This window comes from Paenibacillus sp. FSL M7-1046, from assembly GCF_038007405.1.
Lineage (GTDB): Bacteria > Bacillota > Bacilli > Paenibacillales > Paenibacillaceae > Paenibacillus_AQ.
The window spans coordinates 7,251,012-7,277,074 of record NZ_JBBOXB010000001.1; the positions used below are offsets into that span (position 1 = coordinate 7,251,012).

The following is a 26,063-nucleotide window of genomic DNA, read 5'->3' on the forward strand; positions in this document are numbered from 1 at the left end:
CTTGTCCGCTTACGGGCATGTGGATGGAAATGTTCTATTCGTGGACAAGTGGAAACGGCTTCGCCGTCCTCAAAAGGACGGTATCCGTTTCAGCGAGAAATAGAAGGATAATTTATAGCGTGAAGCATATAAATGCTTATATTTAAAAAAAACCGCTCCCCATAAGGGAACGGTTCTATGCAGCACAACCGGCTGCGGCTTACTGATTCTGCTTCAGCCATTCATTGTGGCGTTTGACCATACTCTGTACCGTTTGTTCCGCAGTCTGGCTGCCAAGGAAATATTTCTCGTATTCCTGGGCGCGCATATCCACGATTTCCTGGGCAATGCTGCGGACAAAGGTTGGCGTCTTATCGCCGTAGAGCACGAACTCAAGCGAAGCTTTATCATAGGTGTCCGCATGATCGCCTAGCAGCTGGCTGATCGCGGTCTGCTGGTCCACCGCATTGGAGGAAGGCAGGCGGCCTCCGGCCGCCATCGGAATCATGCCGCCGTCGGCATACCATTTCAGGAACTCCCAGGCCGCTTGCTTATTTTTGGATTTGGCGTTGATGGAGATGAAGTCGCCCAGTCCGCCGCTTTTGACGAAATCAGCTGCATTGTCCGCCAGCCTTGGAACGGGAGCAAAGGCGATGGTGAACTCACGCGGAAAATCCGTCATATTGTTGGAGCTGCGGATCAGCCATTCCCCAATGTTGATCATCGCTGATTCCCCGCTGAGGAACATGTTCTCCACAGGCATCTTGGAGGTCAGCTGCTCGCCAAGCGGCGGGGTGGTGGCATCCTCCTGCATCATTCCGTTCAGTGTTTCAAGCCATTTGGTGATCAGCGGATCATCAAGGTTAGAGCTGCCATCCGCCTTGACATAACCGTTCTTCACGAGAGCGGAATCCAGCGGATCAACCAGCGAGGCAGTATGCTGCACCAGCCCGTACTTGAACCCCTCTGCCTTCAGCTTGGCGGCATATTCTCTTGCTTCATCCCAGGTCCATGCCGTTGGTAAGGCCAGACCGGCTTTATCGAGCGCATCCTTGTTCAGGGCAAAGAACAAAGCATTCTTTTTGGTTGGCATCCCGTAGTATTTATCGTCTATTTTCCAGGTAGCAGCATCCGCACCCATTTTCTCGTCGATGTTGTAGTCGCTGAATTCGCCGAGGTCGAGGGCAGTGCCGCCCTTGATGCGTTTATCCAGATTGGTCAAAGTATAATTGACGAACAGATCGACGTTCTGTCCCGTCGAGAGTGCGGTATCAAGCTTCAGGTTGCCGTCATCATCATTGACAAAACGCACGTATTCGACCTGAGTCTCAGGATGCTCCGCATTCCAGGTATCCACAACCTCCTGTGGTCCGTTCTCCGGCGGAACGGCACCCCACATGGTTAACTTCACCGTTTTGCTGCCTTCATTCCCCTGCGCTTCTCCACCAGTGTTATTTTTAGTTCCTCCGCATCCGCCCAGTATCCCAAGCATCAGCACGCATGCTGCCAGCAGGGTCAACCCTTTTTTAGTTTTCATCGTTTCTGTCTGCCTCCCCGTTTTTGTTATGGATTGTGCTTCCCTTACATCCTAGCAGGGACGCTGGAGGCATTTTAGATACAAATCCACCATCCTGGCGGAACAAATATACGGAATTTGCAGCAGTGACCGGGCAAAAATGATCACACATATTTCTTCTATTCCTCACGGTGGCGGTATTGGCTCGGGGTGCATCCGGTCCAACGCTTAAAGATTTTGATGAAATAGTTATCGCTCGGAAAGCCCACCCGATGCCCCACCTCATGCACAGGCAGATCGGTCTCCCGCAAAAACACTGCCGCTTTCTCCATCCGCACACCGTGCAGATAATGGATCAGCGTATGCCCGGTTTTCTTTTTGAATAAGGCGCTGATATAATTCTCTCCCATCATCACATAGCGGGACATGGACTTGACTGTAATATCGCGGTCGTAATACTCTCCGATATATTCAATGATCTTGCTAATCTCCGGATGCGAAACAACAGGCCCGGACAGGGATCCGAAGCCGGACAGCAGCGGATTTTTCACCTCATCTTCAGGAAAAGCCCCACCCGATCCGGGGTTAGCGGTGTCAGGTGCTTCCGCAGAAGCTGCAACAACCGCTGGAATCCCGTCCGCCTCCAAAAGAGCAACATTCCGGTGACTGCCGGCACTCAGCTCGGCGCTAACCTTGCGCAGCGTATCCCGCAATGAACCTACGCTCATTGACAGCTTGAGAATATAATTGGAGGCCCCGTATTCCATCGCTTGGCGGACATATTCGAACTCTCCCATGCAGGTCAGCATAATAAATTTCGTATTCAGCCCCGCTTGACGGGTCTGCTTCAACAGCTCAATGCCGTTCAGACCAGGCATCACGATATCCGCGAGCACCAGATCAGGTTTATCCCGCATGATTAGTTCCAGCGCTTCGGTCCCGTTGCCGGATTCGCCGATAACCATGAAGCCGAGCTCCTCCCAGGAAATAATCTCCCGCACCGACTCTCTTACGAATACCTCATCCTCCACCAGCAGTACGCTCCACATGAGACCTTCCTCCCTTTACTCGATCTTCTTGTCCTGCACATAAGGTGTCGACAGCAGGAAGGGAATACTGAACCGGATCAGGGTTCCCGGTGACAGCTGGAGAATCTCCAGCTCACTTTGGCCCTTGAAGAGCAGCCGCAGCCGTTCCTTCAGGTTGGACAGTCCGATCCCCTTACGGGTCCGGGTCACCTGCAGGCGCCTGGATTCCTCCATGCCGATGCCGTTATCCCCTACCTCCAGCGTAAGCTGCGCTTTGTCATTTCTGTAAATACGGATACTGATCTGCCCCCGTCCAGTCAGAGGGCCGACGCCATGGCGGATCGCATTCTCCACCAGCGGCTGCAGGCTCAGCTTCGGCACCAGCGCATACTCCAGCTCATCGTCAAAATCACAGGTTACCTCAAAGCTGCCCTGATACCGGATCCGCTGAATATGCAGGTAAGCTTGAACCAGCTCGATCTCGTCCTTGAGGTAGACCAGCTCAACCTCAGCATTCAGGCTGACCTCCAGCAGCTTGCCCAGCGACACGCACATTTCGGAGATCTCCTCATTCCCGCTGCGGATGGCGCTCCATTTCATCGTGTTCAAGGTGTTCAGCAAAAAATGCGGGTTCATCTGGGCCAGCAGCATATGGAAATGAACCGCTTCCTTCTGCCGCTCCTCTGCCTTCAACTGGGCAATCAGCTTATTCGTGTCATCCAGCATTGTATTGAAGGTCCGGGTCAGCTCCAGCACTTCGCCATGGCTCCGGCCTTCGGGGATGCGGATTTTCAGGTTTTTGCGGACGACATCCTTCATCTTGTTCTGCAGATGCGACAAAGGACGGGTAAAGGTAGCAGAGATCATAAAGGCCATTAGTACAAATGCAGCTGTGAAGGCAAAAAACGTCAGGAAATAACGCTGCTTCAGCCCGGAAATTTCATTAAACAACACGGCCAGCGGAATCCGGTTGACCATATACCAGTCCAGTGACTCGATATAGACATAATTGATCAGTGTGCCGGTCTTGTCATCGGTCAGATACGCCTGTGCAGGATGGAGGGCAATTTCCCGGGTGATCTCCGGGGCCAGCACCGCTTTTTTGGAGGAGCGGGCCACAGTCTCTCCCTTGCCGGTAATCAGAAAATAATCCTGACTGCTCAGGGATTCCTTGAGGACGGACTGGAACCAGAAGGAATAATCGATACTGATCCGGGCCAGCCCGTAGCGGTTGCCTCCGCTGTCCTTCATATAGGCATAAAGCGAGAGCAGATAAGGGCTGGTAGACACCTCCCTCAGCATATTGTTCTCGTCCCGTGAATCCCACTGGTAGAACAGGCCTTGGGCTTCTGCGGAATCCAATGTTTGCGCTGCTGCTTCACCCGGGAGAGCAGCCTCTCTTTGGACCGTGCCCTGATCTGCAGGGACAACGCTCCCCAGATGGCGGCTGAAGAGCTCACGGTACGGTCCGTAGGCCAGCGCCTGTTTCGGCAAATAAGAAGTGTATACGCTCTCATGAAAGTCCAGCAGGGTGAAATATACGGAAGGATTGTATAGGAAAAAGCTGTTGTTGAGCATTTTGAATTTTTCTTCGATCAGCGCTTTATTCTCTAGAGGCGACCGGTTGCCTGGCTTTGTCAGAACACTGCGGACCGCCGAATCCTGCTCCAGAAAGATCAGCGTCTTGAAGGCTACGCTCATCTGATCCTCCAGCGTTCCATACATCTGCACCAGCTGCTCGTGGCTCTGCTGGCTGATTTTCTCCTCGACGAGGGATTCAATCTGCCGGTAGTTGTATACATTCAGCACACTGAACGGCAGAAGAATAAGGATGAGAAAAGCGCCGAACAGCCTGTATCTCAGCTTCTGGGGTATAAACATCTTCCAGTCCGGCTTCTTCATTTCCGCAGCTCTCTCCCTTCATTTGTGGGCTTATTATAACATCTGCAGGGGTCACCCGGCTGAAGCTGGAGGAAATTGCATTGTTTTGTCGCATCGCTCCTATAGACCGGGGTTATGATGCACTGATTTGTTCTATGCTTCTACAGCCTATGCCGTTTACGGTATTCCGCCGGACTCATTCCGGTGCTGTTCGTGAACACCCGGCTTAAATAGAATCCGTTCTCATAGCCGCATCTTTCGGCAATCCGGGCCAGATTCAGTTCACTGTCTTTCAGCAGAAGGCGTGCTTTGGCCAAACGGAGCGATTTCAAATAGGAGGAAGGCGTTTCCTGAAAAGCTGCGCGGAACCGCCGCGTAAACTGCACGGGGCTTAATCCCAGCTCCCGGGCGAGCTCCAGCAGGCTGAGTGGTTCTGCGGCTCTATCGGCAATGATGGATGCAGCTTCATCCATCATTGCGTCTTCGGAGTATTTACGCCCTCCTGCTTCCGCCCGGCTCTCCATATGAACCGGCAGCCACAGGTCTTTGATAAGATGCTGTTTCCATTCCCTTGCGGCTGGACTATTGTCTTCACTGAGCTGGCGCAAATAGGCATAGGTCGAGCTTAGGCGCTTCGTATCGCTAAGCTGCAGGAGCCCCGGCTGCGGCAGGCTTTCATCATTCTCCGGGGTGAACTGGATGTAATGAAAGGTGAGCGGTGTAATCGTCTCACGAATGAAGGGAATTCCGGGAGGGCAGACGACCAAATCTGCAAACCCCGCTTCACCGCCATGTTCTCCAATTTCGAAGCGGAACAGCCCCTCCTCTACCGCAAAAGCGACCCAGGAATCATAGCAGTCGCTTGGCAGGGCAAAACTCGTCTTCTGCTTCCAGTAGATATGGTCCAGAAGTTTCATGGCTCCATCCCTTTCACGAAATAAAGTATATGCTTAATGATATAATCGTGCATTTCAAAAGTAAAGAAGCAGCTTCATTATGAAATTATAGATATGCATTAAGAATATAATCCTAAGAGGTGCTCATTCATGAAGCAGGAGCTAGTGCAAAATGACATTACGGTGATCGGCGGCGGGCTGGCTGGAGTATGTGCGGCGATTGCTGCCGCGAGACTTGGGCAAAAGGTGGCTCTGATCCAGAACCGCCCTGTGCTCGGCGGCAATTCCAGCAGCGAGGTGCGGGTCTGGGTCTGCGGAGCAACGGCACACGGCACGAACCGCTACGCCCGGGAAACGGGAATTATGGGTGAATTGTTCGTGGAGAACCAGTACCGCAATCCGGAAGGTAACCCTTATCTATGGGATCTGGTCGTACTGGAGGCTGTCAAGGCTGAGTCCAATATCACACTCTACCTGAATACGGATGTCCATGAGGTTCTGGCTGAAGGAGATGAGCAGGAGCGGACGATTACTGCGGTCACCGGCTGGATGATGGGTTCGGAGCGGAGAATCACTTTTAAGAGCAGCATGTATCTCGATTGCACGGGTGATGGCCTGATCGGATTTCTGGCCGGAGCCAAATTTGCCCTTGGACGGGAAGCCCGGAGCGAATACGGCGAAGAGTGGGCGCCGGAGATCGCCGATGACATTACGCTGGGCAGCACCATCCTCTTCTATACCAAAGATACCGGCGTACCGGTGAATTTTGTGCCGCCTTCCTTTGCCAAGGACATCTCACAGACGACGATTCCGATCCGACGCGTCATTAAGAGCGGTGATTCCGGCTGCCACTACTGGTGGATTGAATGGGGCGGCGAGCATGACGCCGTTCATGACAATGAAATGATCCGCGACGAGCTGTGGTCGGTCATTTACGGCATCTGGGATTATATCAAAAATTCCGGCAAGTTCGGCGCTGAGAATATGACGCTGGAATGGGTCGGCTCGCTGCCCGGCAAACGTGAATACCGGCGGTTTACCGGAGACTACGTGCTGAACCAGAATGACATTATCGCCCAGCGCGAATTCGCGGACGGCGTAGCCTTTGGCGGCTGGTCGATCGACTTGCATCCGCCGCAGGGGATGTATGCCGACGCCAGCGGCTCCAAGCATATGCATGCCGACGGGGTATACCATATCCCCTTCCGCTCCCTCTATTCCGCCAATGTGCGGAATATGCTGATGGCCGGGCGCGATATCAGCGCCTCCCATGTCGCCTTCGGCACGACACGGGTGATGGCCACCTGCGCCGTGATCGGCGAAGCGGCCGGAACCGGAGCGGCGCTCAGCAGCCGCAAGGGAATCACCCCGCGTGAACTGCAGGAGCAGCATCTGGAAGAGCTGCGGCAGACGCTGCTGCGCGGCGATGCCTCGATCATCGGGCTGCGCAGCAGCGATGAAGATGATGTCGCCCGCAAAGCGCGGGTCACCGCCTCAAGCACCCTGGGCGTGATTGAGCTGGCACAACCGGGCGAAGCTTATCCGCTGCAGCATGATGCCGCAGTGCTGATTCCTGCCGATCCGGGAATCAGCGGCCTTCAGCTGCTGGTGGATGCCAAGCAGGCCACTTCGGTTACAGCCGAGCTGTGGGACACCGGGCGCAGAGAAAATTACGTGCCGCATACCCTGCAGGCAAGTGCAACTGCCCATGCCGAAGCCGGTGGGCAGCAATGGCTTACCTTCGATCTGCAGTGGCAGCCGCAGGTGCCGCAAAATGCTTTTATCATCATCAAGGCGAACGATGTGGTCAGCCTGTATCATTCGCAGCAGCCGCACAGCGGCGTGCTCGTCTTCTTCAAGGATGAAGAGCCGCATGTATCCAAGGATCTGGAGGACCACTCCACGGATCAGCCCGTGGTGCTGTGGAAGATGCAGGGCAAAGCCCGCCAGCCGTTCTGCTGCCGGATCGGATCGCCGACCGCCGCCTTCGCAGCGGACAAAGCCGTAAACGGCTATCACCGCCCGTTCGGCGGGCCGCAGCAATGGATGTCGCAGCCGATGGCAGGCGGACAGCCGGAATGGCTGCAGCTGCAGTGGGATTCGGTGCAGTCCATCGCCGAAATCCACCTGACCTTCAACGATGATGTCAACGAAGATCTGGTGAACCTGCATCATCACCGCACGGCTTTTGCCATCGTTCCCGAGCTGGTTCGTGACTACCGGGTAGAGGCGCTTGTTGCCGGCGGGGAGTGGACTGAGGTTGCAGCCGGAAGCGATAACCGCAAGCGCAAGGTGATCCACCGTCTGCCGAATCCGGTGCAGGCTGACCAACTCAGAGTACTGATTGATTCGACGAACGGCAGCCGTTATGCGGAGCTTATCGAGATCCGGGCGTACGGGGCCGTTCACCAGTAAGCGGTCCGGCATTCCGCAAAGACAAAAAGCAGTATCAGACCTTCGTCCGATACTGCTTTTTGCAATCTGTCTGTGCATTTTTTTGGCCAAACGAAGCCTACTTTCCCTGCCTGAAACCTGGTCTATTTCTTCGCGATATGCACCTTCAGCAGCTTGCCTTTTACCGTAGTGTCTTTCATCGCTTGCAGCACCAATGCGCCTTTGCCGTTCAGGATATCTACGTAGCTGACGTTATCCTGGATCGTGATGATCCCGATGTCGTCTGCGGTGATGCCTTCAAGCTTCGCTATGGTGCCGACGAAATCGACGGCTCTGAGCTTCTTTTTCTTGCCGCCGTTAAAATACAGCTTCATGATGTTCTCGTTCATGACCTCGGTTTTGCCCGCCTTGCGGACCTGCTGCTTGCCCAGCTTCAGATCAAAGGCCGGTTTGGCGTAGGCCACAGCATCGTCCGAAGGAGCTTTCATTACCGGCAGACTGAAACCGATATAGCCCTCAATGTCCGCTACCCATTTGTGCTCATTCGGTGTAACGAGCGTGATCGCTTTGCCGCTTTTACCCGCGCGTGCGGTCCGGCCGGTGCGGTGGACGTAGCTTTCTTTTTCCAGCGGAATATCGTAATTGATCACATGGGTGATGTTCTCAATATCAATACCTCTGGCGGCCACATCGGTGGCAATCAGATAACGGAACTGGCCACGCTTAAAAGCATTCATGACCTCAAACCGCTCGTCCTGCATCATCCCGCCGTGAATCTTATCCACCGGATACTCCAGATCGGCCATCCCGCGGAACAAGGCGTTCACCTGATCCTGGGTGCGGCAAAAAATAATGCAGCTGTCCGGATTCTCCACGGTGAGCAGATCACACAGCAGCTGGAATTTGGCAGCTTGTCTCACTTCAATCAGTGCATGCTCAATCGACGCTGTCGTGATGCCGCTGGCTTCAATCTCAATATCCGCTGGACTCTGCATATATTTACGGCATAAATTCTTCACCGCCTCCGGCAGCGTGGCGGAGAACAGCATCGTCACCCGTTCCCGGGGCAGCTGCTGGATGATCTTCTCGATCTGCTCGATGAAGCCCATGCTGAGCATTTCGTCGGCCTCGTCGATGACGAGATATTTGATCCGCTGCAGCGGTAGCGTACCGCGTTCAATATGGTCGAACACCCGGCCCGGCGTACCTACGACAACATGCGTCTTTTGCGTAAGTTCAATTTTCTGCGGGGCAAACGGCTGTTTGCCGAACAAGGCGACCGCCTTAATCCGCTTGAAGCGACCGATGTTGGTAATATCTTCCTTCACCTGAGCAGCCAGCTCACGTGTTGGGGTCAGCACCAAAGCCTGCGGCTTGTTCTCCTCCCAATCCACCAGCTCGCAGAGCGGGATACCGAACGACGCTGTTTTGCCGCTGCCGGTCTGCGATTTCACGATCAAATCCTGTCCCTGCAAGGCTACAGGAATCACTTTACGCTGTACTTCAGTCGGCTCCAGATACTTCAGCACATCCAGCGCCCGGATAATCTCTTCATTTAAACCATACTCTCTAAACTGCAGTTCACTCATGTTCACTTCAACCTCTTCTATGCCGATTGTTCCGGTTCAAGCGGGGGTTCCCGCGTTCCTTCCATCTTGTGCATAGTCTCATTATAACAGTTAATGGCTGCCTTGATTCCATTCCTTATAAAATTGCTCCAGAAAGCCCAGCATGAAATCATGCCGTTCTTCGGCCAGCTTGCGGCCATAGGGGGTATTCATCAGGTCTTTCAGTTTCAGCAGCTTCTCATAAAAATGATTGACCGCCGTCCCCTTGGAATAATCGCGGTATTCCTTCTGCAGCGATTCATCGCGCGGCGCGATCTCCGGATCATACACCGGACGTCCCTTCGCACCCGAGAACATCATCGTTCTGGCAATGCCTATGGCGCCAAGCGCATCCAGCCGGTCTGCGTCCTGCACAATCCGCCCTTCCAAGGTCGACATTGGTTCACCCCCACCGCCGCTGAAGGACATCGTCTCAATGATGAGCATGATATGTTTGATTTGGGCTTCATCCGCCAGGTGCTGCTTAAGCCAGTTATGTACTTTATCCAGTCCCGCTTCCTTGGAAGGGTTCAGCTTCTCGTCGGCAACATCATGCAGTGTCGCAGCGACTGTACAAATAAAAACATCCCCCTGCTCCATTTCCGCAATCAGTGCCGCCGTATTCCGCACACGTTCTGTGTGAAACCAGTCATGGCCGGTGGAATCTCCGGCCAGCTGTTCTTTGGCAAAAATCTCAGCCTCAGCAATAATAGGTGAATGATTCACAGTAAATCCCCCTTTTCGTTCAATTGATTATTCTAAACCATCTGCAGTATCACACTTGCAAGGATTTTCACTATCCGCTATAATGTGCTGTAATCCAGTCTGAAAGGGAGTTGATTCCAGTGAACAGCACAAACAGCATTACCATCATACAGAATCAGCTTCATCATCACAAGCAGCGTTAGCACTCCTGAACATCTATCAGGGAGGGCTAACGCATTTCGCGTTTGACCTCCCTGCGGCATCCATAAGCGCGCAGGACCATGAGGTCCGGCGCGTTTTTTTATGCTGATTTATATTTCGAGGTTAAAGGAGCTGCTTAACATGCAAAACATTAAAGGAACCCACGATTATTTCGGCCGGGAGCAAGCGGTCAGACAAAAGGTACAGGCTGTGCTGAGCGGGCTGTTTGAAAGCTATGACTTTGAATCCATGGATACAACACTGCTGAATGAGCTTGAATTGCTGACCTCCAAATATGCCGGTGGAGACGAAATCCTCCGCGAAATGTACCAGCTTACCGACCAGGGCGGCCGCAGACTGGGGCTGCGCTACGACCTGACGATTCCCTTTGCCAAGGTGATTGCCCTCAATCCGGGGATGGAGTTCCCCTTCAAGCGGTATGAGATCGGCAAGGTGTTCCGCGACGGTCCGGTCAAAAAAGGCCGGCTGCGCGAATTCCTGCAATGCGATGCCGATGTGGTCGGGATTGCCGGTCCGCAGGCTGAAGCGGAGCTGCTGCAGCTGGCCGCCGAGGTATTCCGCAAACTGGACATTGCGGTGGTGGTCAAATGGAACAACCGCCGGTTCCTCGGCGAGATTCTGGAATCGGCAGGTGTCCCGGCGGAGGAGCACCTCTCCGTGATGCTGACCCTCGACAAGCTCGCCAAAATCGGCATCGGCGGCGTGCTGGCGGAGTTGTCCGATAAAGGACTAACTCCGGAGGCCTTACTGGCGATTACCGATTTGCTGGAATCCGGCAACCCGGGTTTTGAGGAGCTGACGCGTAAATATGGACTCGCCGGCTGCCCCGGTGCGCTAGAAGTTCTTGCGCTGAAACAGCTGATTGAAGAAATTGGCCTGGACGGCTTCTGTGTCTTCGATCCGTTCCTGTCACGCGGCCTATCCTTCTATACCGGGACCGTCTATGAAATCTTCGACGCCTCCGGCGTTTATACGTCCAGCCTTGGGGGCGGGGGAAGATATGATTCCATCATTGGAAAGCTGGTCGGACGGGAGGATATCCAATACCCTACGGTCGGCATTTCATTTGGCATGGAGTCGATCATGGCCCTGCTTGGAGAGCGTCCGGTGCAGCAGGAGCCGACTGGAGTATGGATTGTTCCCATTGGCGGGAATATGCCTCAGGTCTTGCTCGCCGCTGCAAGGCTGCGGGCCGCAGGCATTCGCGTAACCGTAGATTCCGGTACCCGGAAGCTGAAGAAAACGATGGCCGCAGCCTCAGCAAAAGGCATCCGCTATTGTCTGCTGCTCGGCGAAAGCGAAGCCGCACTCGGCAAGCTCCGTCTCAAGGACATGTCTGCACACAAGGAGGAACTGCTTACCGTGGAGGAAGCAATCTCGCTCATCTCCAGCTAATTCTCCTGGACCAGCAATATTCCGGCAGATTATTCTACTTCCTCGGGCTCAATTACCTCGAACAAAAAGGGAGCGCTCTTTAAATATTCCCTGAGATACGCCTGGGAATAAGGCTGCTGCTCCCGCAGTCCGGGGACTTCCGCCGGGTTCGAGGCATGATGACTGTAATTTGCGATCATAATCATAATAAAAAAACATTCCAGTCTACGCACATATCCGCTTTCCAGCTTCTTCCGGCTAGCATAGCCTTCAATAAACCGCTTGCGCTGCCCAGGGGAAAGCTCCAATAATGCGGCAGCCAGATCATAGAGATAATACCCGTAGCCGCATCTTCCAAAATCTATCGGATAGGGCTGCTCCCCGGCAAACACAACGTTTCCGCTATGCAGATCTCCATGAATCAGTCCATATTGATCTTCGTTTGCCTCCATGCCCTCCAGTTCGGAGAGGATTTTTGCAGCAGCTAACTGATAAGTCTTCCATCCCGTTTCGGATACAAATCCGCTGTAATAACGTCCCAGCTTATCCATCTCACACTTAAAGCTCTGCTCCCCCCATACAGGGCGGATAAACCCAGCCGGAGGAGCGAATCCGGCAGCCGCTATGTGCAAGGCTCCCATCATTGCTCCCATATCGAACATTCTCTGATCCGTCATGTGCGCGCCCGCATGCTCCCCTTCGACCCAGCGGGTAACTGTAACCCACAAGGAAGAGGGATCCTCCGCGGAATCTGCCTTGAGGATATAAGTGCCTGCTGTATTGGCCACCCCTTCCGGCATCGTCAGTCCTTCCACCCGGTTCAGCGCCTGAAGCAGCATCAGCTCCGACTGAATCTCTGCATAGCTCATCCATCGCCCGTGCATCCGCAGCAAATAGCTTCCGCTGCTTGCCGTCTCGATCTTATAAGTGATGTTATCGGACAGGCCGATATACGAAATTGTGGTCCAATCCAGCCCATACTGCGGCAGCGCCCACATCGCGATACTCCTTGCCTGCTTCAATAGAAGCCGTCTATCCTCATCCGTATCACAGCGAAAAGCCTCCAACATTCTGCTTCCTCCTTAACGAATATGTCCGTTTATTATAATGGCAGCGCCGCTTTGCAAATAGATAGACAACTCTTCTAAAGAGATTATTGCACAAAAAAACCGCATTGGAATGTTCATCCCATACGGCTTTTGTAAATCTATTTTTTGCAGTAGATAATTTTTTTGATGCTGTCATATGACAGACAAAATTGCTCAGAAAGTTCACGGGCGGTAGCTCCGCCGGCATGCTGCTCCCTGATTTCATTGTTTCTCGCTGTCAGATACATTCGGCTGCCCGAATTCTCGCCCCATTTCTTCCGCACGCCTTCAGGCTTCGGAATATAGAGCATTCCACCGTGGATATATTTCTGAATTTCCTTCAGCAATACTTCCGGCAGAATCACATCTGCGTTAACATATTTCATTTTATAGCCCGCTCCTTAAAATTAGTAAACGTTTTAAGGGAGCAAAGTCTATAGGAGAAACCATTATCTTCTACAAGATAACTTATGCGGTAATCTGCTTACAGCTCTATACAAACAACCGCGGTTGTTAATCTATAGACTTTGCATAGAGCTGTGTGCCGAAACTTGTCATGGTCCTGTCTCCCTTCCGCTCAAATCCGGCAATGCTTACATTTAATTTACCATAAAATGACTTGAAGATGAAGACGCAGGCCTTCACCCCCTTTTTGAAGAAAGCCTTATTATACCTTCATCTGTCTCTTCAAGTACCACTCCCGGTAGTCCTTGGGATTTCTGCCGCTGTACTTCTTGAAGGCGCTTATAAATTCGTCTGTCACGGAATAACCTGCCAGCATTGCGATCTCAGAGCATTTCAGTGCATTTTCCTGCAGCTGCTGCTCAGCCTGGGCCATTCTCAATTTAGTGACATAGTCATTCAAAGGAATGCCAACATGCATTTTGAATAACCGGCTGAGCTCGGCCTCAGATACATGAAATAACGCTGCGAGAGATGGAGCTTTCAGGTCGCAGGCAAAATGTTCTTTCACGTATTTCCTGATAGCCTCGGCCAGCTCTCTTCCACCGGGTGCCTGCGTCCTGCTCACTTCCGCCATGACTAGCTGTCCCAGTTCCTGCAGCAATTCCTTTGCATGTTCACTCGATGTGCAGGCGGCAAGGGTCATTTGGCTGTTCCATAAATATTTTTGGAGTGCAGTGCCGCCGTATTCAAATTTCCCCGCAGCTCCACCTAGAATCAGCAGCGTACGCTGCGCCAAAAAGCGGCAAACCTCCAGTTGAGAAGCCGCATCGTCCTCCAGAGTGAACAACGAATCCAGCTCCAGGCGGAAAGCAGCACTTGCTGGCTGTTCTAGACTCAACGTCAGCCTCTGTTCCGTCGCCTGACTGAATGCAGTCAACCGGTCACTGGCACGGCTCTGGAGAACCAGCCCTGTGCCGCTGCCGGGAATAGCACTCCGGCTCCCGTTTAAAGCCAGTAAACATGAGGCATAGCCATTCTTTAGCCGCTTCAGTCCTTTGTACTCTGCACCGATTCCTGCGGCAAGCCCCAGCCTCAATCTGCTCTCGACATTCTGCTCAAGCTCTCTGGCGAAGTGCTCAGCTCTTTCATTCTTATGTGACGCATTGTCTTTCATGACAATCAAGAAATACATTACCGGGCTAATGCTTCCGGCATCGCAGAACGGATATACGCCCTTCCACCCTGCAGCCGTCCTGCGGCATATCTGCTGGAAATCCTTATAAAGCTGATTTCGGCGCTTCCGTGGCTCTCCGATTTCTCCTGCCGGAATCTGCAGCTCTACGGCTGCAAATTGCAGCTTCACTCCCTCATCGGCCAGCGGATGGAGCTGAAGCTGCCGCAGCCGTTGTTTAATCTTCTCCGGACTGAACCACTCTTCCCGGACCAGCTGCAGCAGAAAGCTCTCCTGCATAAGCCGGAGCTGATCCAGCCTGCGTGTTTCTCTATCATTAACGGTTAACAGGGGAAACGCTAATCTTACGCCATCCCCATTCAACTCTGCTTGATTATAGCTGTATCCCTTCTCTTCGTCTCCGAGCGTTATCTTAATCATTACATCCCCCCATATCAGCGGCTGCTCTGCTGTACCCTATCCATAGTATGGTCCAAAAAAGGATGAACCTATCAATAGATGTAATGATGATGAACAAAAAAAAAGAACCCCGCCAGTGTGCGGCGGGGTCTAAGTTATAGCTTTATATTTTAAATTTCTCCACCAGTCCCTGAAGCGCTTTGGCACTTTGCGTGTTTTCATCGGCCATCGTCGCCTCATGGAATGTCTTCTCTACAATATCCGCCGTCTTCTCGGCGATATCCTGCACGCCGATTGCACCCTCGTTGACAGTAGCTGCCACCTCATTAACCGCAATCGCGATGCTTGATACCGTCTGGTCCAAGTGATCTGCTGACTCCTCGAACTGGTTCATGAGCGTGTTGATGATGGAGGCGTCACTGTTGTACTGCTCGCTGACCTCTGTCAGGCGCTCATAATCACCCAGCACATTATGGTCAATAAACGTAAGCATGGCTTCGGAATTCTCTTTCATCTGCTCTACAGAAGAGTATACATTCTTGACGACATCCTGAATTCCCGCTGCCGTTTCGGAGGATTTCTCAGCCAGCTTGCGGATTTCTCCCGCAACTACCGCAAATCCCCGCCCTGCTTCACCCGCGCGGGCAGCTTCAATCGCCGCATTTAAGGCGAGCAGATTGGTCTGGCTGGTAATCGACAGAATGGTATCTGCCAGGAGATTGATTTCATTGATCGCGCCGGACTGCTCAATCGCCTTCTCCATTTCGATACGCACCGATTCGTAAATCCGTTTGGCATTGTCCGTAGACTGCACGGCGTCATGCTGCAGCTCCAGTGCCCGCTCGATAATTTGGCTGGTCACTTCCGTCCCTTCCTTGACCTTTCCGGAGATCATTCGGACATTGTTCTCGATTTCATGAATCGCTGCTGTCATCTCTTCTGTTGAAGCTGCCGTCTCTTCCATACCTGCCGACAGCTGCTCCGTCGTGGCTGAATTGTCATGCGCATTCTCTCTGACATCAATGGACAGCTTCTCCAGCGTTTCCGCATTGTCCAGCACCTTCGTGGAGATGGTGATCAGGCTTTCAGCCATTTCCCGGAGCACAGCGCGGGTATGGAACATGGCTTTGGCAATGATTCCAGTTTCATCTTTGTTCTTCAACAGATACTCATACTGCGCATCGTATTTGAGTTCCAGCTTAGCGGTCTGGTTAATCATCTCTGTCAGCTTTATGATCGGGGAAGAAATTCTGCCGGCGACAAGCAGTCCAATGATCAGAGTCAGCAGCAGACTCCCCAGACCCAGCAGGATAATATAATGCGTCATATTGTCTACAGGCTGCATGACCTCCCCGACATCACCAGTCAGCACCAGTGTCCAGTTCGTTTCGGGAATGACGGTATAAGCAGCTTTTTTCTCCGCGTCACCTATGCTGTACTGCACTTTGCCGTCTTCAACCTTCTCTCCGGCTTTCACACGTTCCACAACAGCCTTGATCTGATCATTCTCGACAGGCAATCCAATCTTCGTCTCATCGGGATGATACAGCATATTTCCGGTCTCATCTACCAGATAGGCGTACGAGGAAGGCGCATTTGCCACATTGGCACCGGACAAGTATTTGATAATACTGTTCGCATTGACAGCCGAGGCGACAAAGCCGATCATTTGGCCGCCGCTGGTCACCGGTTGCACAAACGCTACAACGTAAGCCCCGGTGGCTTTTGATTTCAAAGTTTCACTGATGACGGGGGCGCCGGTCTCAATCACGCGCTTTGCATAACTTCTTTCGCTGAAATCCGTACCCACCAGCGCCGTGTCGCTATCTGCTACCGCAATCCCTTTCATATCGGATACAAATATATGCTCAAGATTGCCGGCATCCTTCACGATCCCTTGCAGCTTGGTGTTCACTTCGGCCTGCAGCGCATCTCCATCTGCTATGCCGCCGGTTTTGTTTTGTTGCAGCAGTTCAATAATTTCGGTCTGTCCGGCCACCAGAGCCATACTGCGTTTCTCTTTATCAATCATAGCCGCTATGGTCTCCGCTTTATTGGTGTTGACTTGCTTCATTGCAGATTCGGTAAGGCCCAGAATGGTGTTAGTGGATTTGTTATACGTGAAAGCCCCCATGATTACAGTAGAAAGCAGGGTAACGGCAATCATCATAACTGACAGCTTCATACGAATTCTCATTAATTTCTACGTCCTTTCATACTGGTCTTATAGTCCTGGTTATATTCCTATTTCTATGTAATTTGTTACACTTATTATCGGTCTCCCTAAGAAAACAGTGAAGATTAGATGTAGAATTTCAGAAAATAATAGCGTATTTCGTCGAAAAAATAGTTTTTTAGTATCTTTTTTATTGCTACTCAAAAAAAAGCAGGCCGGAAAGTTATTCCGCCTGCTTATCGTTATAATGCTTCTATGAGGAGATCGTCGTTTCCGTTGGAGATGTTGAGGTTGACTGTGCTACAGCATTTTCGGATTGCATGCGTCTCATCCTGCTGCGGATTACAAATCCTGAGCATGCGGCCAGAATCTGCTGGAAGAGCATCCCGGAAATGACCGGGAGCGCCACAGCGGGAGGGAAATATTTCACCGCCAGCACAGCCCCCGCGCTCAGGTTGCGCATCCCGGAGTTAAACTGCACGGCCACCGAATTTTCGTAATCCCAGTGAAGTCGGCGTGACACCAAGGCTCCAATCACATACCCAAGCACAACCGTTCCAAAGGTGACGAACAGGATCAGCGCGAGTTTGCCGTCCGGATGCTTTAAATACCGGGCAATACTTGCGCCGTTAATCGATACGACGATAAAAAGCCCCACTTTGACAAATGGAGCCAGCGGCGGACCGTACACTTTGCCGGCCGTTCCCTTTGTCCATTGATTCAGCAGCATCCCCGCCAGAGAAGGCAATACGACCATCCACAGCAGTCCCTTCATCATTTCCCCGAGCTGGATTTCCACGCTTGCCCCCATTAGCAGATGCAGTGTACCCGGTACGATCAGCGGTGACAGCAAGGTATCAATGAGAATCAGCGCCAGTGTAAGTGCCACATTGCCGCCGTGCATGGATACCCAGACCACGCTGACGACTCCAGTCGGAATAGCGAACAACAGTACATAACCCGTAACCGTATAGGGATCGCCCGGAAAAAAAGCCTTCGCCGCAACCCAGCCGATCAGCGGCATGACCACATGCAGAATGACCATCAGAATAATCAGCTTCTGCGGTTTGAGCAGTACGGCCAGCAAATCGCGAAAATTAGACTTGAGACTGCCAATCAGTGTCATGAAGGCAAATATCCACGGCACCAGCCAGGTAAAAGGCAGCAGCCTGCTCTCGTTCAGAACGCCAAACGCGATAGCAGCCGGTGTCAGCAGCGGCATTATTTTTTCCAGCAGCGTATTGGAACGCAGCAATCCATTCCTTATTTCATTGAGCATGTTCTTCTACCTTCATGTATGCAGCGGCATACAAGCCTTCTCCATAGATTTCACATTGCAGACTCTATTGAAATCTTAACAGATTCTCATGATTTCTCTGTCTGTTAATCATGGCAATTTGCAGAAAACTACGCCATGCTGTTCGCAATCCCCACGACAATCCAGGATAGAATCAGGATTACATTGCCCCATAACAGCAGTTTCTTGGGAGCTGCAAACCCTTTCCACTCCCCGTCTCTGAGACCCCAGGCATTACTGATAATTAAGGACAAGCCGTTAAAGGCGAGCCAGCCGACCACGGAGCCAAGCGGTCCCAGCAAAGCTGTCGCTTTGGCATAAAAGCCAAGTGCCAGAAACCAGACTAATGCGGTAGCCAAAGCTTTGACATAGGCGCTGCCTGCCCCCTTAGCGACATAATCCCTGTAAGTGCCGTTTTTGATCAGCAGGATGAGCGCATAGGCGAAGTTGGCAACAAAACCACCGGACAACGTAATTACCCAGGAAATAAGGCTGGCGCTGATCTTGGCCGTTCCGTCAGCAACGGCAATATCCACAGCCTGATTCGCATAGGAGAAGCCGATATTCATCGCTGCCGAACCCAGACCGGCAACCGAAGCTATAATCAATCCTCTGGTAAGGCTGCTGCCGGAGCTTGTCCCTTGACCGGAAGCGGTAATCAGCTTTTCCTTGAGCAGACCCGCCTTAGTAATGACTGCAACCCCGCCCAGCATAATCGCCGCACCGATCAGAAGCACGGTGAAGGAACCCGCAGCAGGTATATTTCCAAAGATAAACAGCGGAATTAATGAGCCCAGGGAAGCCGATATGCCCATGTTTACCCCGTAAGTGAGCGAAACCCCGATGGAGTCAATCGCTTTGCCGAACATTATGGAGCTGATCCCCCACAGAAAACCGCAAAAAGAAGCGGTCCACAGCACATCAGGGGAGGTCTGCCGGATGTAGCTGAAGAAGTTAGGCACCTCGATCCATGTCCAGACCACCGGAATGATCAGAATCCCTACCAGAGAGAAGATCGTCCAGAAGGCCTCCCAGGAGAACGGCTGATATTTCTTCATGCCGAGTCCAAAGCTGCCCTGGAAAAAACAAGCCAACAGCAGTAGTAAAAATCCGTAAATCACGTTGTAATCCTCCCGAACTTTGTCTATGTAGTTAAGCTGCAGAATATCTCTGCATTAATAGTGCACATGATGATGATTATACATGAAAGTTTTCATTGTGGGATGAAATTCACAAGAAATATCTCACGCCGCTCTATCAAACCAGCAACAAAAATAGACCGCAGCTGGAATGCCGCGGTCCTGTCTGCTGCAGAGCTGCCGAACCGGCTCTTCCAAGCTGAATCCGGTTCGTCGCAGCTCTCTATAGGCCTTGCGGAAACAAAGCGTCCAGCGCCGGGCAAGGCTGCTTCTCCAGAAACTGCGAGAGCGGCTCAGGCATGTTACTGTACAGCTCGTTCAACGAGGTTCCCTGATAAATGTTGCCAATGATTACCGGGTGGCAAAGCTCGGAGATCAGAATATCGCCGTTGCCATGCAGGTGCAGCTGTTTCTTGCCTTCTATGCAATGCGGGAAATATACCCCAGGCTGCTCCTGGAAACCAAGTGCTTCCATAAAGCGGTCCATACAGGTGAAGTAGAGCGTTGTATCTTCTTTTTTGCGTTCAATCAGCTCATTCACGGCATTCTTCAGCTGTTCGCGGGCAGCAATGGCTTTCCAGCCGGTATGGCCCATGATGATGCTGTTCTGAATTTCGTGCGTTCTAACACCCATAGAGTAGACATGATCGCTGATTTCTTTCATATTGTCTTGTGTTTCATTGAACAGCAGCGTTTCCAGCACGACGTCCACACTTGTCTTGGCGAACATCGTGATGTTCTCTCTGATTTTGTCATAGACGCTTGGATGAATGTTGTAATAACGGGAGAAGGCATCTGCTGTCGTAAAGTTGAACGAGATATGTATCGTAGTCAGCCCGGCAGACACCAGTTGCTCGATGCGCTCCGCATTCAGCAGACTGCCGTTGGAGTTCAATTGGGTCTGGATGCCCCGGGAAGCGCAATAGGATACAATTTCAACGCAGTCCTGAAACTTCAAGGTCACTTCACCGCCGGAGAGGCGGACACGCTTCAGCCCGGGAAGCTCCTCCAGAATCCTGATAACCTCCTTGCCATTGATACTCTGTCCGTCGTTTCTATTATATGCACAGCAGTAATCACAGCGGAAATTGCAGTTCGAGGTCACGCCAACCTCCAAACCTTCCAGTTCATACGTCAGCGGTTTGTTCAGCTCCAGTGATTTATATTTCATGCTCATGTTTGATAAGCCTCCTGAAAATAAGATATCCTGCTCAAGGGTCAACCTTAGAGATTATAAAGGTTTGCAGCTCAAGTTAATGTGATATTTGTTGTATAAAGAACACAATCTGCATTGCTGCCTTCCCTGGAATTCGCAAGAAGAGGCTGCCCGGTGGGCAGCCTCTAGTTCCAAACCGACTATACATTCATCTTCAACCTTCAGATCCAATCTATGATTTCCGGCAACTCTACCGTTCTATAACTCTACCGATTTGCTCATCTCATTCCAAACAGGCTGTCCGATCAGTCCAAGCCGCCAGATGGCGATACCTTTGAGGCCATACCGTTTGGCCAGTCCAATTTTGGCGTTGACGGACGTTGCATTCTCACTGTATACCGAGATACCGAGCACCAGCTTGCTTTTATCCACCTGCTGCAGGGCCAGACGAATGCCTTCATCCACTTTATTCATCGGCTCCGGACCTGACTCATCCTCATACGCATAAGCCATAATCACCAAATCATCGGCCAGCGATGCCAGCGTCTTATAATCATACCCTTTGTAGGAGCCGTTCAGCGGGGGAAGAATAACGGTCAGCTTAAGACCTGCCGCCCGCGCCATTACGGATAATTTTTTGACAAAAACATTATATTGGCTCTGTACCAGCTTCTTGTCGCCAGTCATCCCCAGCCCTTCCAGATCAAGCCCGATTCCCTTAAAGCCTTTTTGTGAAGCCAAATCAACAATGCTGGTAATCGTCTTCTGCTGAAGCTCAAGATCTTCCATATTCTTGGTCAGCTCCAGCTCTTTGTCCCCGGAATAAACCATCAGGTAAGGCGTGGTTCCTCCGGCAGCGGCATTCTGGACGATGGACTCTGGTGTCACATCGCCGTCAGCCTTCGGCCACCAGAAATCCGTACTGGCCGTAGTGAATTGTCCGCTGCGGTCGATCCGGCTCCAACCAAAGGCGACCGCGCTAAAATCAGGAATACGTGAAACCTCGCTATAGGCTCCCTGCGCATAAAATCCAAGCGTATACATATCCTTCTTCGGCGAAGTGATCGATACAGTCTTGCTCGCCTGATTCCAGGATACCGCTGCGCCAAATTGCTGGCCAAAGAAGCTGAGCGGGATCATCGTGGTGCCCCGGATATTTTGCGGAGCTACAGCCAGCTTCACGGTTGCGCCGTTCACCGCTGCATTTTTGCTGCCGAGTGTAAGGATAACCTTAGTGGTCCCGGCGGCACCGCTTGTGGTTGCTGTGATTTTACTTGCGGCCTGGTCCCATACCACCGGAATTCCCAAAGCTTCCGCGATCGCCCGGAATGGCACCATCGTGGTTCCGCTCATCACCGCAGGTTCAACCGGAAAAGGCAGCGGATATCCGTCCAGCATAATGCTGACGCCCGCCGGGGCAGCCTGTGTCGGCTGAGCAGGCAAAGCGGCAAAGCTGCTTACAGAGATTGCTGCACATAATAGCAGCTTCGTTAAGCGTTTCATGTATAAAATCTCCATTCTATGATAGGATGTCAAGTCTCTCAAACCTAGTTCAGTTCCGTCTACCATTTTACCAAAATAGTTATTTTTAGCAAATTAATAGATTGTAACTATCACATAAACGCGCTCAAAAAGACGCCGACGGCCCGTTCCGCATCCACATCAACGGCGACCTCTATGAATTCACCCGCTTTGGGCTGTGCCCGCAAATCGGCAACGACCATTCCGGCGGTATGCTCACCCCGGGTCTCCACGCGGACCTTCATCTGGCGGCAGGTCAGCAGGTCCGGCTGCAGCGCGGCCATCAGCGCCAGCGGATCATGCAGCGGTGCTCCACCTATCAGATAATTCGCTTCGCGGTAGAAATTAAAATAATACTTCAAGGATTCGTCCATGAAGTCAATCAGGGCTTTGTTCTCTTCCTTGCCGAACTGCCTCAGAAGCTCCAGATGCTCTGTGGTGATGAGCGTCTTCAGCGTAACATCCAGCCCGACCAGCAGCACGGGAAGCCCGGAGGTGAATACACGGTCGGCCGCTTCCGGATCTCCCCACAGGTTTGCTTCCGCAACCGCTGTAACATTGCCGGGCTTAAAGACGGTACCGCCCATGGCGACTACTTTCTTGAGTTTCCCGGTTAGAGCCGGGTCCAGATCAAGCGCCAGCGACAGGTTGGTCAACCGCCCCAGCGTTACGAGTATAATCTCGCCGGGATTCTCATCCGCCAGGCGGACTATAAATTCGGCTGCTGTTTCCAGCACCGGCAGCTGAGACGATGGAGGCAGCTGAACACCGCCAATCCCGTTCTCACCGTGCACATGGGTCGAGAAGCCGCCCAGCTCGCGGACGAGCGCTTGGGACGCGCCAAGGGCTACGGGAATCTCATAACCGGGATTGGCCAAGGCCAGCAGCCTCAAAGTATTATCTGCCGCCTGAGCGACATCAATATTGCCGAATACAGTGGTGATTCCTTCCACAACCACATCTGGAGTCCGCAGGGCATATAATATGGCCAAAGCGTCGTCAATGCCGGTATCACAATCAATAATTATGCGGGTTTTACTCATCTCTATTTTTTCCACTCCCATTATGTATCCATATCATAGATTTCATCTTAACACGGGTATCCCAAGTGCTCAATGCCAGGACAGGTCAATGGGAACTGTAAAATGAAAGAGTATCAGCAGGCGCAAAAAAGCCCGACGTATCCCCTGAACATGGCAGTGTTCAAAAGAGATACGTCGGGCTTATGAGTAACAGCTTAAATCCCCTTATTTTACATAAGGTGCTGCAGCCTGACTGAAACGCTCCAGTGCTTCGGCCAGAATGGAACGCGGGCAAGCCAGATTAATCCGCAGATGGCCTTGTCCCTCCGTACCAAAGACTGACCCTTCGTTAAATGCCACTTTGGCTTCACGGTACATCAGCTTCTTCAGACCCTCAGCGTCCAGTCCAAGTGCGCGGCAATCGATCCACAGCAGATAAGTGGCCTCTGGCGTCATTGGCTTCACCTGCGGCAGGTGCTCCGCGAGGTAGCCGATGGCATATTCCGCATTGCCGCTGACATGCTGTATGAGTTCATCCAGCCATTCCCCGCCTTCATTATATGCCGCTTCCACAGCCTCTGGTGTAAAATAAGGAGACATGTGCAGGCTGAGCGCCTTAAGCTTGTACTCAAATTTCCGCTTCAATTCCGGATTGGAGGTTACGATGTAAGAGGTCTGCAGGCCCGGCAAATTGAACGTTTTGGTAGCTGCCAGCGTGGTCAGTGTAATATTCGACAGCTCCTCCGACAAGGAAGCGAACGGAATATGCTTGTGGCCCGGCAAAGCCATATCACAATGGATTTCATCCGAGATCACCGTTACCCCATACTGCAGGCACAACTCTCCAAGGCGCAGCAGTTCTTCCCGCTCCCACACCCGGCCTCCCGGATTATGCGGGCTGCACAGCAGCAGCAGCTTAGCGCCGCCGGCCATCAGCTCTTCCAGTTGGACATAATCCATAACATAACGGCCGTCTTCGAGTTTCAGCGGATTAATGGCCACCTTGCGCTCATTCATCCGGATCACATCATAAAAAGGATAGTAGACGGGCGACTGCAGAATCACCTGATCTCCCGGCTTGCTGAACAGCTCCACCGACAGGCTGAGCGAGGTAACGATTCCGGGGGAATCCGTGATCCAGTCCTTTTGAATCTCCCAGTCATGGCGTCTGCGGTACCAGCCGGCAATCGCCTCTTTATAGGAATCACTCGTCACGCTATAGCCGTATATTCCCTCCTGAACGCGCCGCAGAATCGCTTCTTTCACGGCAGGCGGGCTCTCAAAGTCCATATCCGCTACCCAGAGCGGAAGAATCTCCTTGTCTCCGAACAGCTTCTCGGACTGATCCCATTTGTAGGAGCGGGTATTGCGGCGGTTAACTACTTTGTCAAAATCATACTTCAAGTGAGGTTCCTCCATCCATTATGGCTTTTCAGATTATTGTATCACAGGGGACATCTTCAGGCACCTCTCGCATTAATTCCTATCCAACAAGTGGAAACGGCTTCGCCGTCCTCAAAAGGACGGTATCCGTTTCAGCGAGAAATAGAAGGCCAACCGGATTCCTCCGATTGACCTTCAACTTCTACTGCTCCACCGGAACCCGCTGGATCGACTTCCCTACCTGCTTCAGAATCTCCGCCATCGAAGCCGCATCATTCACATCATAATCGTCAATGTTCAGGCGCAGCACCGGGCAGGCACTGAACTCACCAATCCACTGCGAATAACGTCCGTGCATATGCTCCCAGTAGGAGACATCGGTCTGGATTTCCATCTCGCGGCCACGTTCATTGATGCGGGTCAGGATCGACGGCAGGCTGCCTTCAATATAGATCAGCACATCAGGATGCGGGAAATAGGGCGTCATCACCATAGCCTCGTACAGGCTGGTGTATGTTTCGTAGTCCGTTTTGGACATCGTGCCCTGATCGGCATGCATTTTGGCGAAAATACCGGTGTCCTCATAAATGGAACGGTCCTGCACAAATCCGCCGCCCAGCTCGAACATTTTCTTCTGCTCCTTGAAGCGTTCGGCCAGAAAGTAAATTTGCAGATGAAAGCTCCATCGTTCAAAATCATGGTAGAACTTCTCCAGATACGGATTGTGGTCTACCTGTTCCAGCGAAGTCTGAAAATTGAGACGCTTCGCCAAAGCTCCGGTCAGTGTGGACTTCCCGACACCTACCGTACCGGCTACTGTGATAATTGCGTTATCAGGGATGTTGTATGGGTTCATTTCATAAGCTCCTTTAGGTGGTCGGCGATTGCGGCAAAGTCTTCTTGATTCCCCACAAAATCTACCTGGGTTCCGTCGATGGTCACAATGACGGTTGACGGTTCGCTGACGGCCAGAGAAGCCATCGCATCGTCGTAATCCTCTATTAATTGCTGCAGATAAGCAGGAGCAATCTCCTCTTCGAACGGGCGGCCGCGCTTGGCGATTCTAGTAAGCAGCGTATCAAGATCCGCTCTGATATAAAGAATGATATCCGGTTTCGGCAGATCATCAGTCAGCACATGATAGATTTCGCGGTATTTGTCACGTTTGGTGCCTTTCAGCGTCCGCTCGCCAAAGATCAGGTTCTTATAAATATGATAATCCGAAATAACCGGCTTGTTCTTAGCGATGTACTCGTTCACGGTATCTTCAAGCTGCTTATACCGGTTGCAGAGAAAAAACATTTCAAGCTGGAAGCTCCAGTCGTCCATGTTTTGATAGAACTTGTCCAGGAACGGATTCTCATCCACAATTTCTTTGATGACCGGAAGCTGCAATTCACCGGCCAGCATCGTGGCAAGTGTTGTTTTACCGGCTCCGATCGGGCCTTCCACTGCTATAAAGGGTGCATGTTTCATTAACGCTGATTTCCTCCTCAAGTACGGACAATGCCGGGTACAGCTTGCTGTGATTATTCCATTAAAAAACAGACTAAGCTATTGTATCACAGGAGAGCTTTCTGTGAACGGATGAATTCGTGATTTTTTTTGCAGGCGCTGCTCCAGAAAAGGCCGTATCCGCTTCAGACTTAGCGGATACGGCCTTTTGATTGATATTGCCTTACT

General features: G+C 52.0%; 20 protein-coding genes. 2 read left to right on the forward strand and 18 right to left on the reverse strand.

The features are described from left to right. Nucleotides 1-199 precede the first annotated feature (199 nt). The 4 genes from NYE29_RS32620 to NYE29_RS32635 all read right to left on the reverse strand — a co-directional run bounded on the left by NYE29_RS32620 (nt 200) and on the right by NYE29_RS32635 (nt 5,321). Nucleotides 200-1,516 (reverse strand): ABC transporter substrate-binding protein, encoded by a 1,317-nt coding sequence (locus NYE29_RS32620; RefSeq protein ID WP_340899245.1) that lies wholly within the window; start codon nt 1,514-1,516, stop codon nt 200-202. 158 nt (nt 1,517-1,674) lie between these two features. Further along, a complete protein-coding gene (locus NYE29_RS32625) occupies nt 1,675-2,544 on the reverse strand; it encodes a response regulator transcription factor (RefSeq protein WP_340899247.1) in 870 nt (289 codons plus the stop codon). Nucleotides 2,545-2,559: 15 nt separating this feature from the next. Beyond that, nucleotides 2,560-4,425: a sensor histidine kinase gene (locus NYE29_RS32630; protein WP_340899249.1), complete on the reverse strand. Its 1,866-nt coding sequence runs from the start codon at nt 4,423-4,425 to the stop codon at nt 2,560-2,562. Between the two features lie 140 nt (nt 4,426-4,565). Beyond that, nucleotides 4,566-5,321: an AraC family transcriptional regulator gene (locus tag NYE29_RS32635; protein WP_340899250.1), complete on the reverse strand. Its 756-nt coding sequence runs from the start codon at nt 5,319-5,321 to the stop codon at nt 4,566-4,568. Nucleotides 5,322-5,450: 129 nt separating this feature from the next. Here NYE29_RS32635 and NYE29_RS32640 point away from each other — a divergent pair, with 129 nt between their 5' ends. Further along, nucleotides 5,451-7,715, forward strand: a complete 2,265-nt coding sequence (locus tag NYE29_RS32640; RefSeq protein ID WP_340899251.1) for an FAD-dependent oxidoreductase — start codon at nt 5,451-5,453, stop codon at nt 7,713-7,715. Between the two features lie 122 nt (nt 7,716-7,837). On the opposite strand, the gene NYE29_RS32645 is transcribed toward NYE29_RS32640, so the two are convergent. Beyond that, nucleotides 7,838-9,283 (reverse strand): DEAD/DEAH box helicase, encoded by a 1,446-nt coding sequence (locus NYE29_RS32645; protein WP_340899252.1) that lies wholly within the window; start codon nt 9,281-9,283, stop codon nt 7,838-7,840. Between the two features lie 90 nt (nt 9,284-9,373). Beyond that, nucleotides 9,374-10,027: an HD domain-containing protein gene (locus NYE29_RS32650; RefSeq protein WP_340899254.1), complete on the reverse strand. Its 654-nt coding sequence runs from the start codon at nt 10,025-10,027 to the stop codon at nt 9,374-9,376. A gap of 321 nt (nt 10,028-10,348) precedes the next feature. Between NYE29_RS32650 and NYE29_RS32655 the strand changes: the two genes are divergently transcribed. Continuing rightward, complete coding sequence (locus tag NYE29_RS32655) at nt 10,349-11,623, forward strand: histidine--tRNA ligase (protein ID WP_340899256.1); 1,275 nt, start codon at nt 10,349-10,351, stop codon at nt 11,621-11,623. Between the two features lie 29 nt (nt 11,624-11,652). On the opposite strand, the gene NYE29_RS32660 is transcribed toward NYE29_RS32655, so the two are convergent. The 12 genes from NYE29_RS32660 to NYE29_RS32715 form a co-directional block, all read right to left on the reverse strand. Then, nucleotides 11,653-12,672 carry a phosphotransferase enzyme family protein gene (locus NYE29_RS32660; RefSeq protein WP_340899257.1) on the reverse strand — a complete coding sequence of 340 codons (1,020 nt, stop codon included), beginning with the start codon at nt 12,670-12,672 and terminating at the stop codon, nt 11,653-11,655. A gap of 137 nt (nt 12,673-12,809) precedes the next feature. Next, the gene (locus tag NYE29_RS32665; protein WP_038589454.1) at nt 12,810-13,076 is read right to left on the reverse strand and encodes a CD3324 family protein; all 267 of its coding nucleotides are present in this window, start codon (nt 13,074-13,076) and stop codon (nt 12,810-12,812) included. A 281-nt stretch (nt 13,077-13,357) separates the two neighbouring features. Then, on the reverse strand, nt 13,358-14,707 hold the full coding sequence (locus NYE29_RS32670) for a helix-turn-helix transcriptional regulator (RefSeq protein WP_340899259.1): 1,350 nt from the start codon (nt 14,705-14,707) through the stop codon (nt 13,358-13,360). Between the two features lie 142 nt (nt 14,708-14,849). Continuing rightward, the gene (locus NYE29_RS32675; RefSeq protein ID WP_340899261.1) at nt 14,850-16,883 is read right to left on the reverse strand and encodes a methyl-accepting chemotaxis protein; all 2,034 of its coding nucleotides are present in this window, start codon (nt 16,881-16,883) and stop codon (nt 14,850-14,852) included. Nucleotides 16,884-17,115: 232 nt separating this feature from the next. Beyond that, nucleotides 17,116-18,141: a bile acid:sodium symporter family protein gene (locus tag NYE29_RS32680; RefSeq protein WP_076112232.1), complete on the reverse strand. Its 1,026-nt coding sequence runs from the start codon at nt 18,139-18,141 to the stop codon at nt 17,116-17,118. Between the two features lie 128 nt (nt 18,142-18,269). Beyond that, complete coding sequence (locus NYE29_RS32685; RefSeq protein ID WP_076112230.1) at nt 18,270-19,280, reverse strand: L-rhamnose/proton symporter RhaT; 1,011 nt, start codon at nt 19,278-19,280, stop codon at nt 18,270-18,272. A 241-nt stretch (nt 19,281-19,521) separates the two neighbouring features. Next, nucleotides 19,522-20,475, reverse strand: a complete 954-nt coding sequence (locus NYE29_RS32690) for a radical SAM protein (protein WP_076112229.1) — start codon at nt 20,473-20,475, stop codon at nt 19,522-19,524. 237 nt (nt 20,476-20,712) lie between these two features. Then, a complete protein-coding gene (locus NYE29_RS32695) occupies nt 20,713-21,957 on the reverse strand; it encodes a stalk domain-containing protein (RefSeq protein WP_340899263.1) in 1,245 nt (414 codons plus the stop codon). A 110-nt stretch (nt 21,958-22,067) separates the two neighbouring features. Continuing rightward, nucleotides 22,068-23,018, reverse strand: a complete 951-nt coding sequence (locus NYE29_RS32700; protein ID WP_076112226.1) for a nucleoside hydrolase — start codon at nt 23,016-23,018, stop codon at nt 22,068-22,070. A 204-nt stretch (nt 23,019-23,222) separates the two neighbouring features. Continuing rightward, complete coding sequence (locus NYE29_RS32705) at nt 23,223-24,401, reverse strand: MalY/PatB family protein (protein ID WP_340899264.1); 1,179 nt, start codon at nt 24,399-24,401, stop codon at nt 23,223-23,225. Between the two features lie 181 nt (nt 24,402-24,582). Next, nucleotides 24,583-25,236, reverse strand: a complete 654-nt coding sequence (locus NYE29_RS32710; protein ID WP_076112223.1) for a deoxynucleoside kinase — start codon at nt 25,234-25,236, stop codon at nt 24,583-24,585. Further along, nucleotides 25,233-25,856, reverse strand: coding sequence for a deoxynucleoside kinase (locus tag NYE29_RS32715; protein WP_076112221.1), 624 nt, complete (start codon nt 25,854-25,856; stop codon nt 25,233-25,235). The genes NYE29_RS32710 and NYE29_RS32715 overlap by 4 nt, the downstream gene beginning before the upstream one ends. Nucleotides 25,857-26,063 lie beyond the last annotated feature (207 nt).

What these genes read in the sequence shown, in the direction of transcription:
- NYE29_RS32620 (WP_340899245.1), bottom strand. Translation starts at nt 1,516, where the DNA reads ATGAAAACTAAAAAAGGGTTGACCCTGCTGGCAGCATGCGTGCTGATG.
- NYE29_RS32625 (WP_340899247.1), bottom strand. Translation starts at nt 2,544, where the DNA reads ATGTGGAGCGTACTGCTGGTGGAGGATGAGGTATTCGTAAGAGAGTCG.
- NYE29_RS32630 (WP_340899249.1), bottom strand. Translation starts at nt 4,425, where the DNA reads ATGAAGAAGCCGGACTGGAAGATGTTTATACCCCAGAAGCTGAGATAC.
- NYE29_RS32635 (WP_340899250.1), bottom strand. Translation starts at nt 5,321, where the DNA reads ATGAAACTTCTGGACCATATCTACTGGAAGCAGAAGACGAGTTTTGCC.
- NYE29_RS32640 (WP_340899251.1), top strand. Translation starts at nt 5,451, where the DNA reads ATGAAGCAGGAGCTAGTGCAAAATGACATTACGGTGATCGGCGGCGGG.
- NYE29_RS32645 (WP_340899252.1), bottom strand. Translation starts at nt 9,283, where the DNA reads ATGAGTGAACTGCAGTTTAGAGAGTATGGTTTAAATGAAGAGATTATC.
- NYE29_RS32655 (WP_340899256.1), top strand. Translation starts at nt 10,349, where the DNA reads ATGCAAAACATTAAAGGAACCCACGATTATTTCGGCCGGGAGCAAGCG.
- NYE29_RS32660 (WP_340899257.1), bottom strand. Translation starts at nt 12,672, where the DNA reads ATGTTGGAGGCTTTTCGCTGTGATACGGATGAGGATAGACGGCTTCTA.
- NYE29_RS32665 (WP_038589454.1), bottom strand. Translation starts at nt 13,076, where the DNA reads ATGAAATATGTTAACGCAGATGTGATTCTGCCGGAAGTATTGCTGAAG.
- NYE29_RS32670 (WP_340899259.1), bottom strand. Translation starts at nt 14,707, where the DNA reads ATGATTAAGATAACGCTCGGAGACGAAGAGAAGGGATACAGCTATAAT.
- NYE29_RS32675 (WP_340899261.1), bottom strand. Translation starts at nt 16,883, where the DNA reads ATGAGAATTCGTATGAAGCTGTCAGTTATGATGATTGCCGTTACCCTG.
- NYE29_RS32680 (WP_076112232.1), bottom strand. Translation starts at nt 18,141, where the DNA reads ATGCTCAATGAAATAAGGAATGGATTGCTGCGTTCCAATACGCTGCTG.
- NYE29_RS32690 (WP_076112229.1), bottom strand. Translation starts at nt 20,475, where the DNA reads ATGAGCATGAAATATAAATCACTGGAGCTGAACAAACCGCTGACGTAT.
- NYE29_RS32695 (WP_340899263.1), bottom strand. Translation starts at nt 21,957, where the DNA reads ATGAAACGCTTAACGAAGCTGCTATTATGTGCAGCAATCTCTGTAAGC.
- NYE29_RS32700 (WP_076112226.1), bottom strand. Translation starts at nt 23,018, where the DNA reads ATGAGTAAAACCCGCATAATTATTGATTGTGATACCGGCATTGACGAC.
- NYE29_RS32710 (WP_076112223.1), bottom strand. Translation starts at nt 25,236, where the DNA reads ATGAACCCATACAACATCCCTGATAACGCAATTATCACAGTAGCCGGT.
- NYE29_RS32715 (WP_076112221.1), bottom strand. Translation starts at nt 25,856, where the DNA reads ATGAAACATGCACCCTTTATAGCAGTGGAAGGCCCGATCGGAGCCGGT.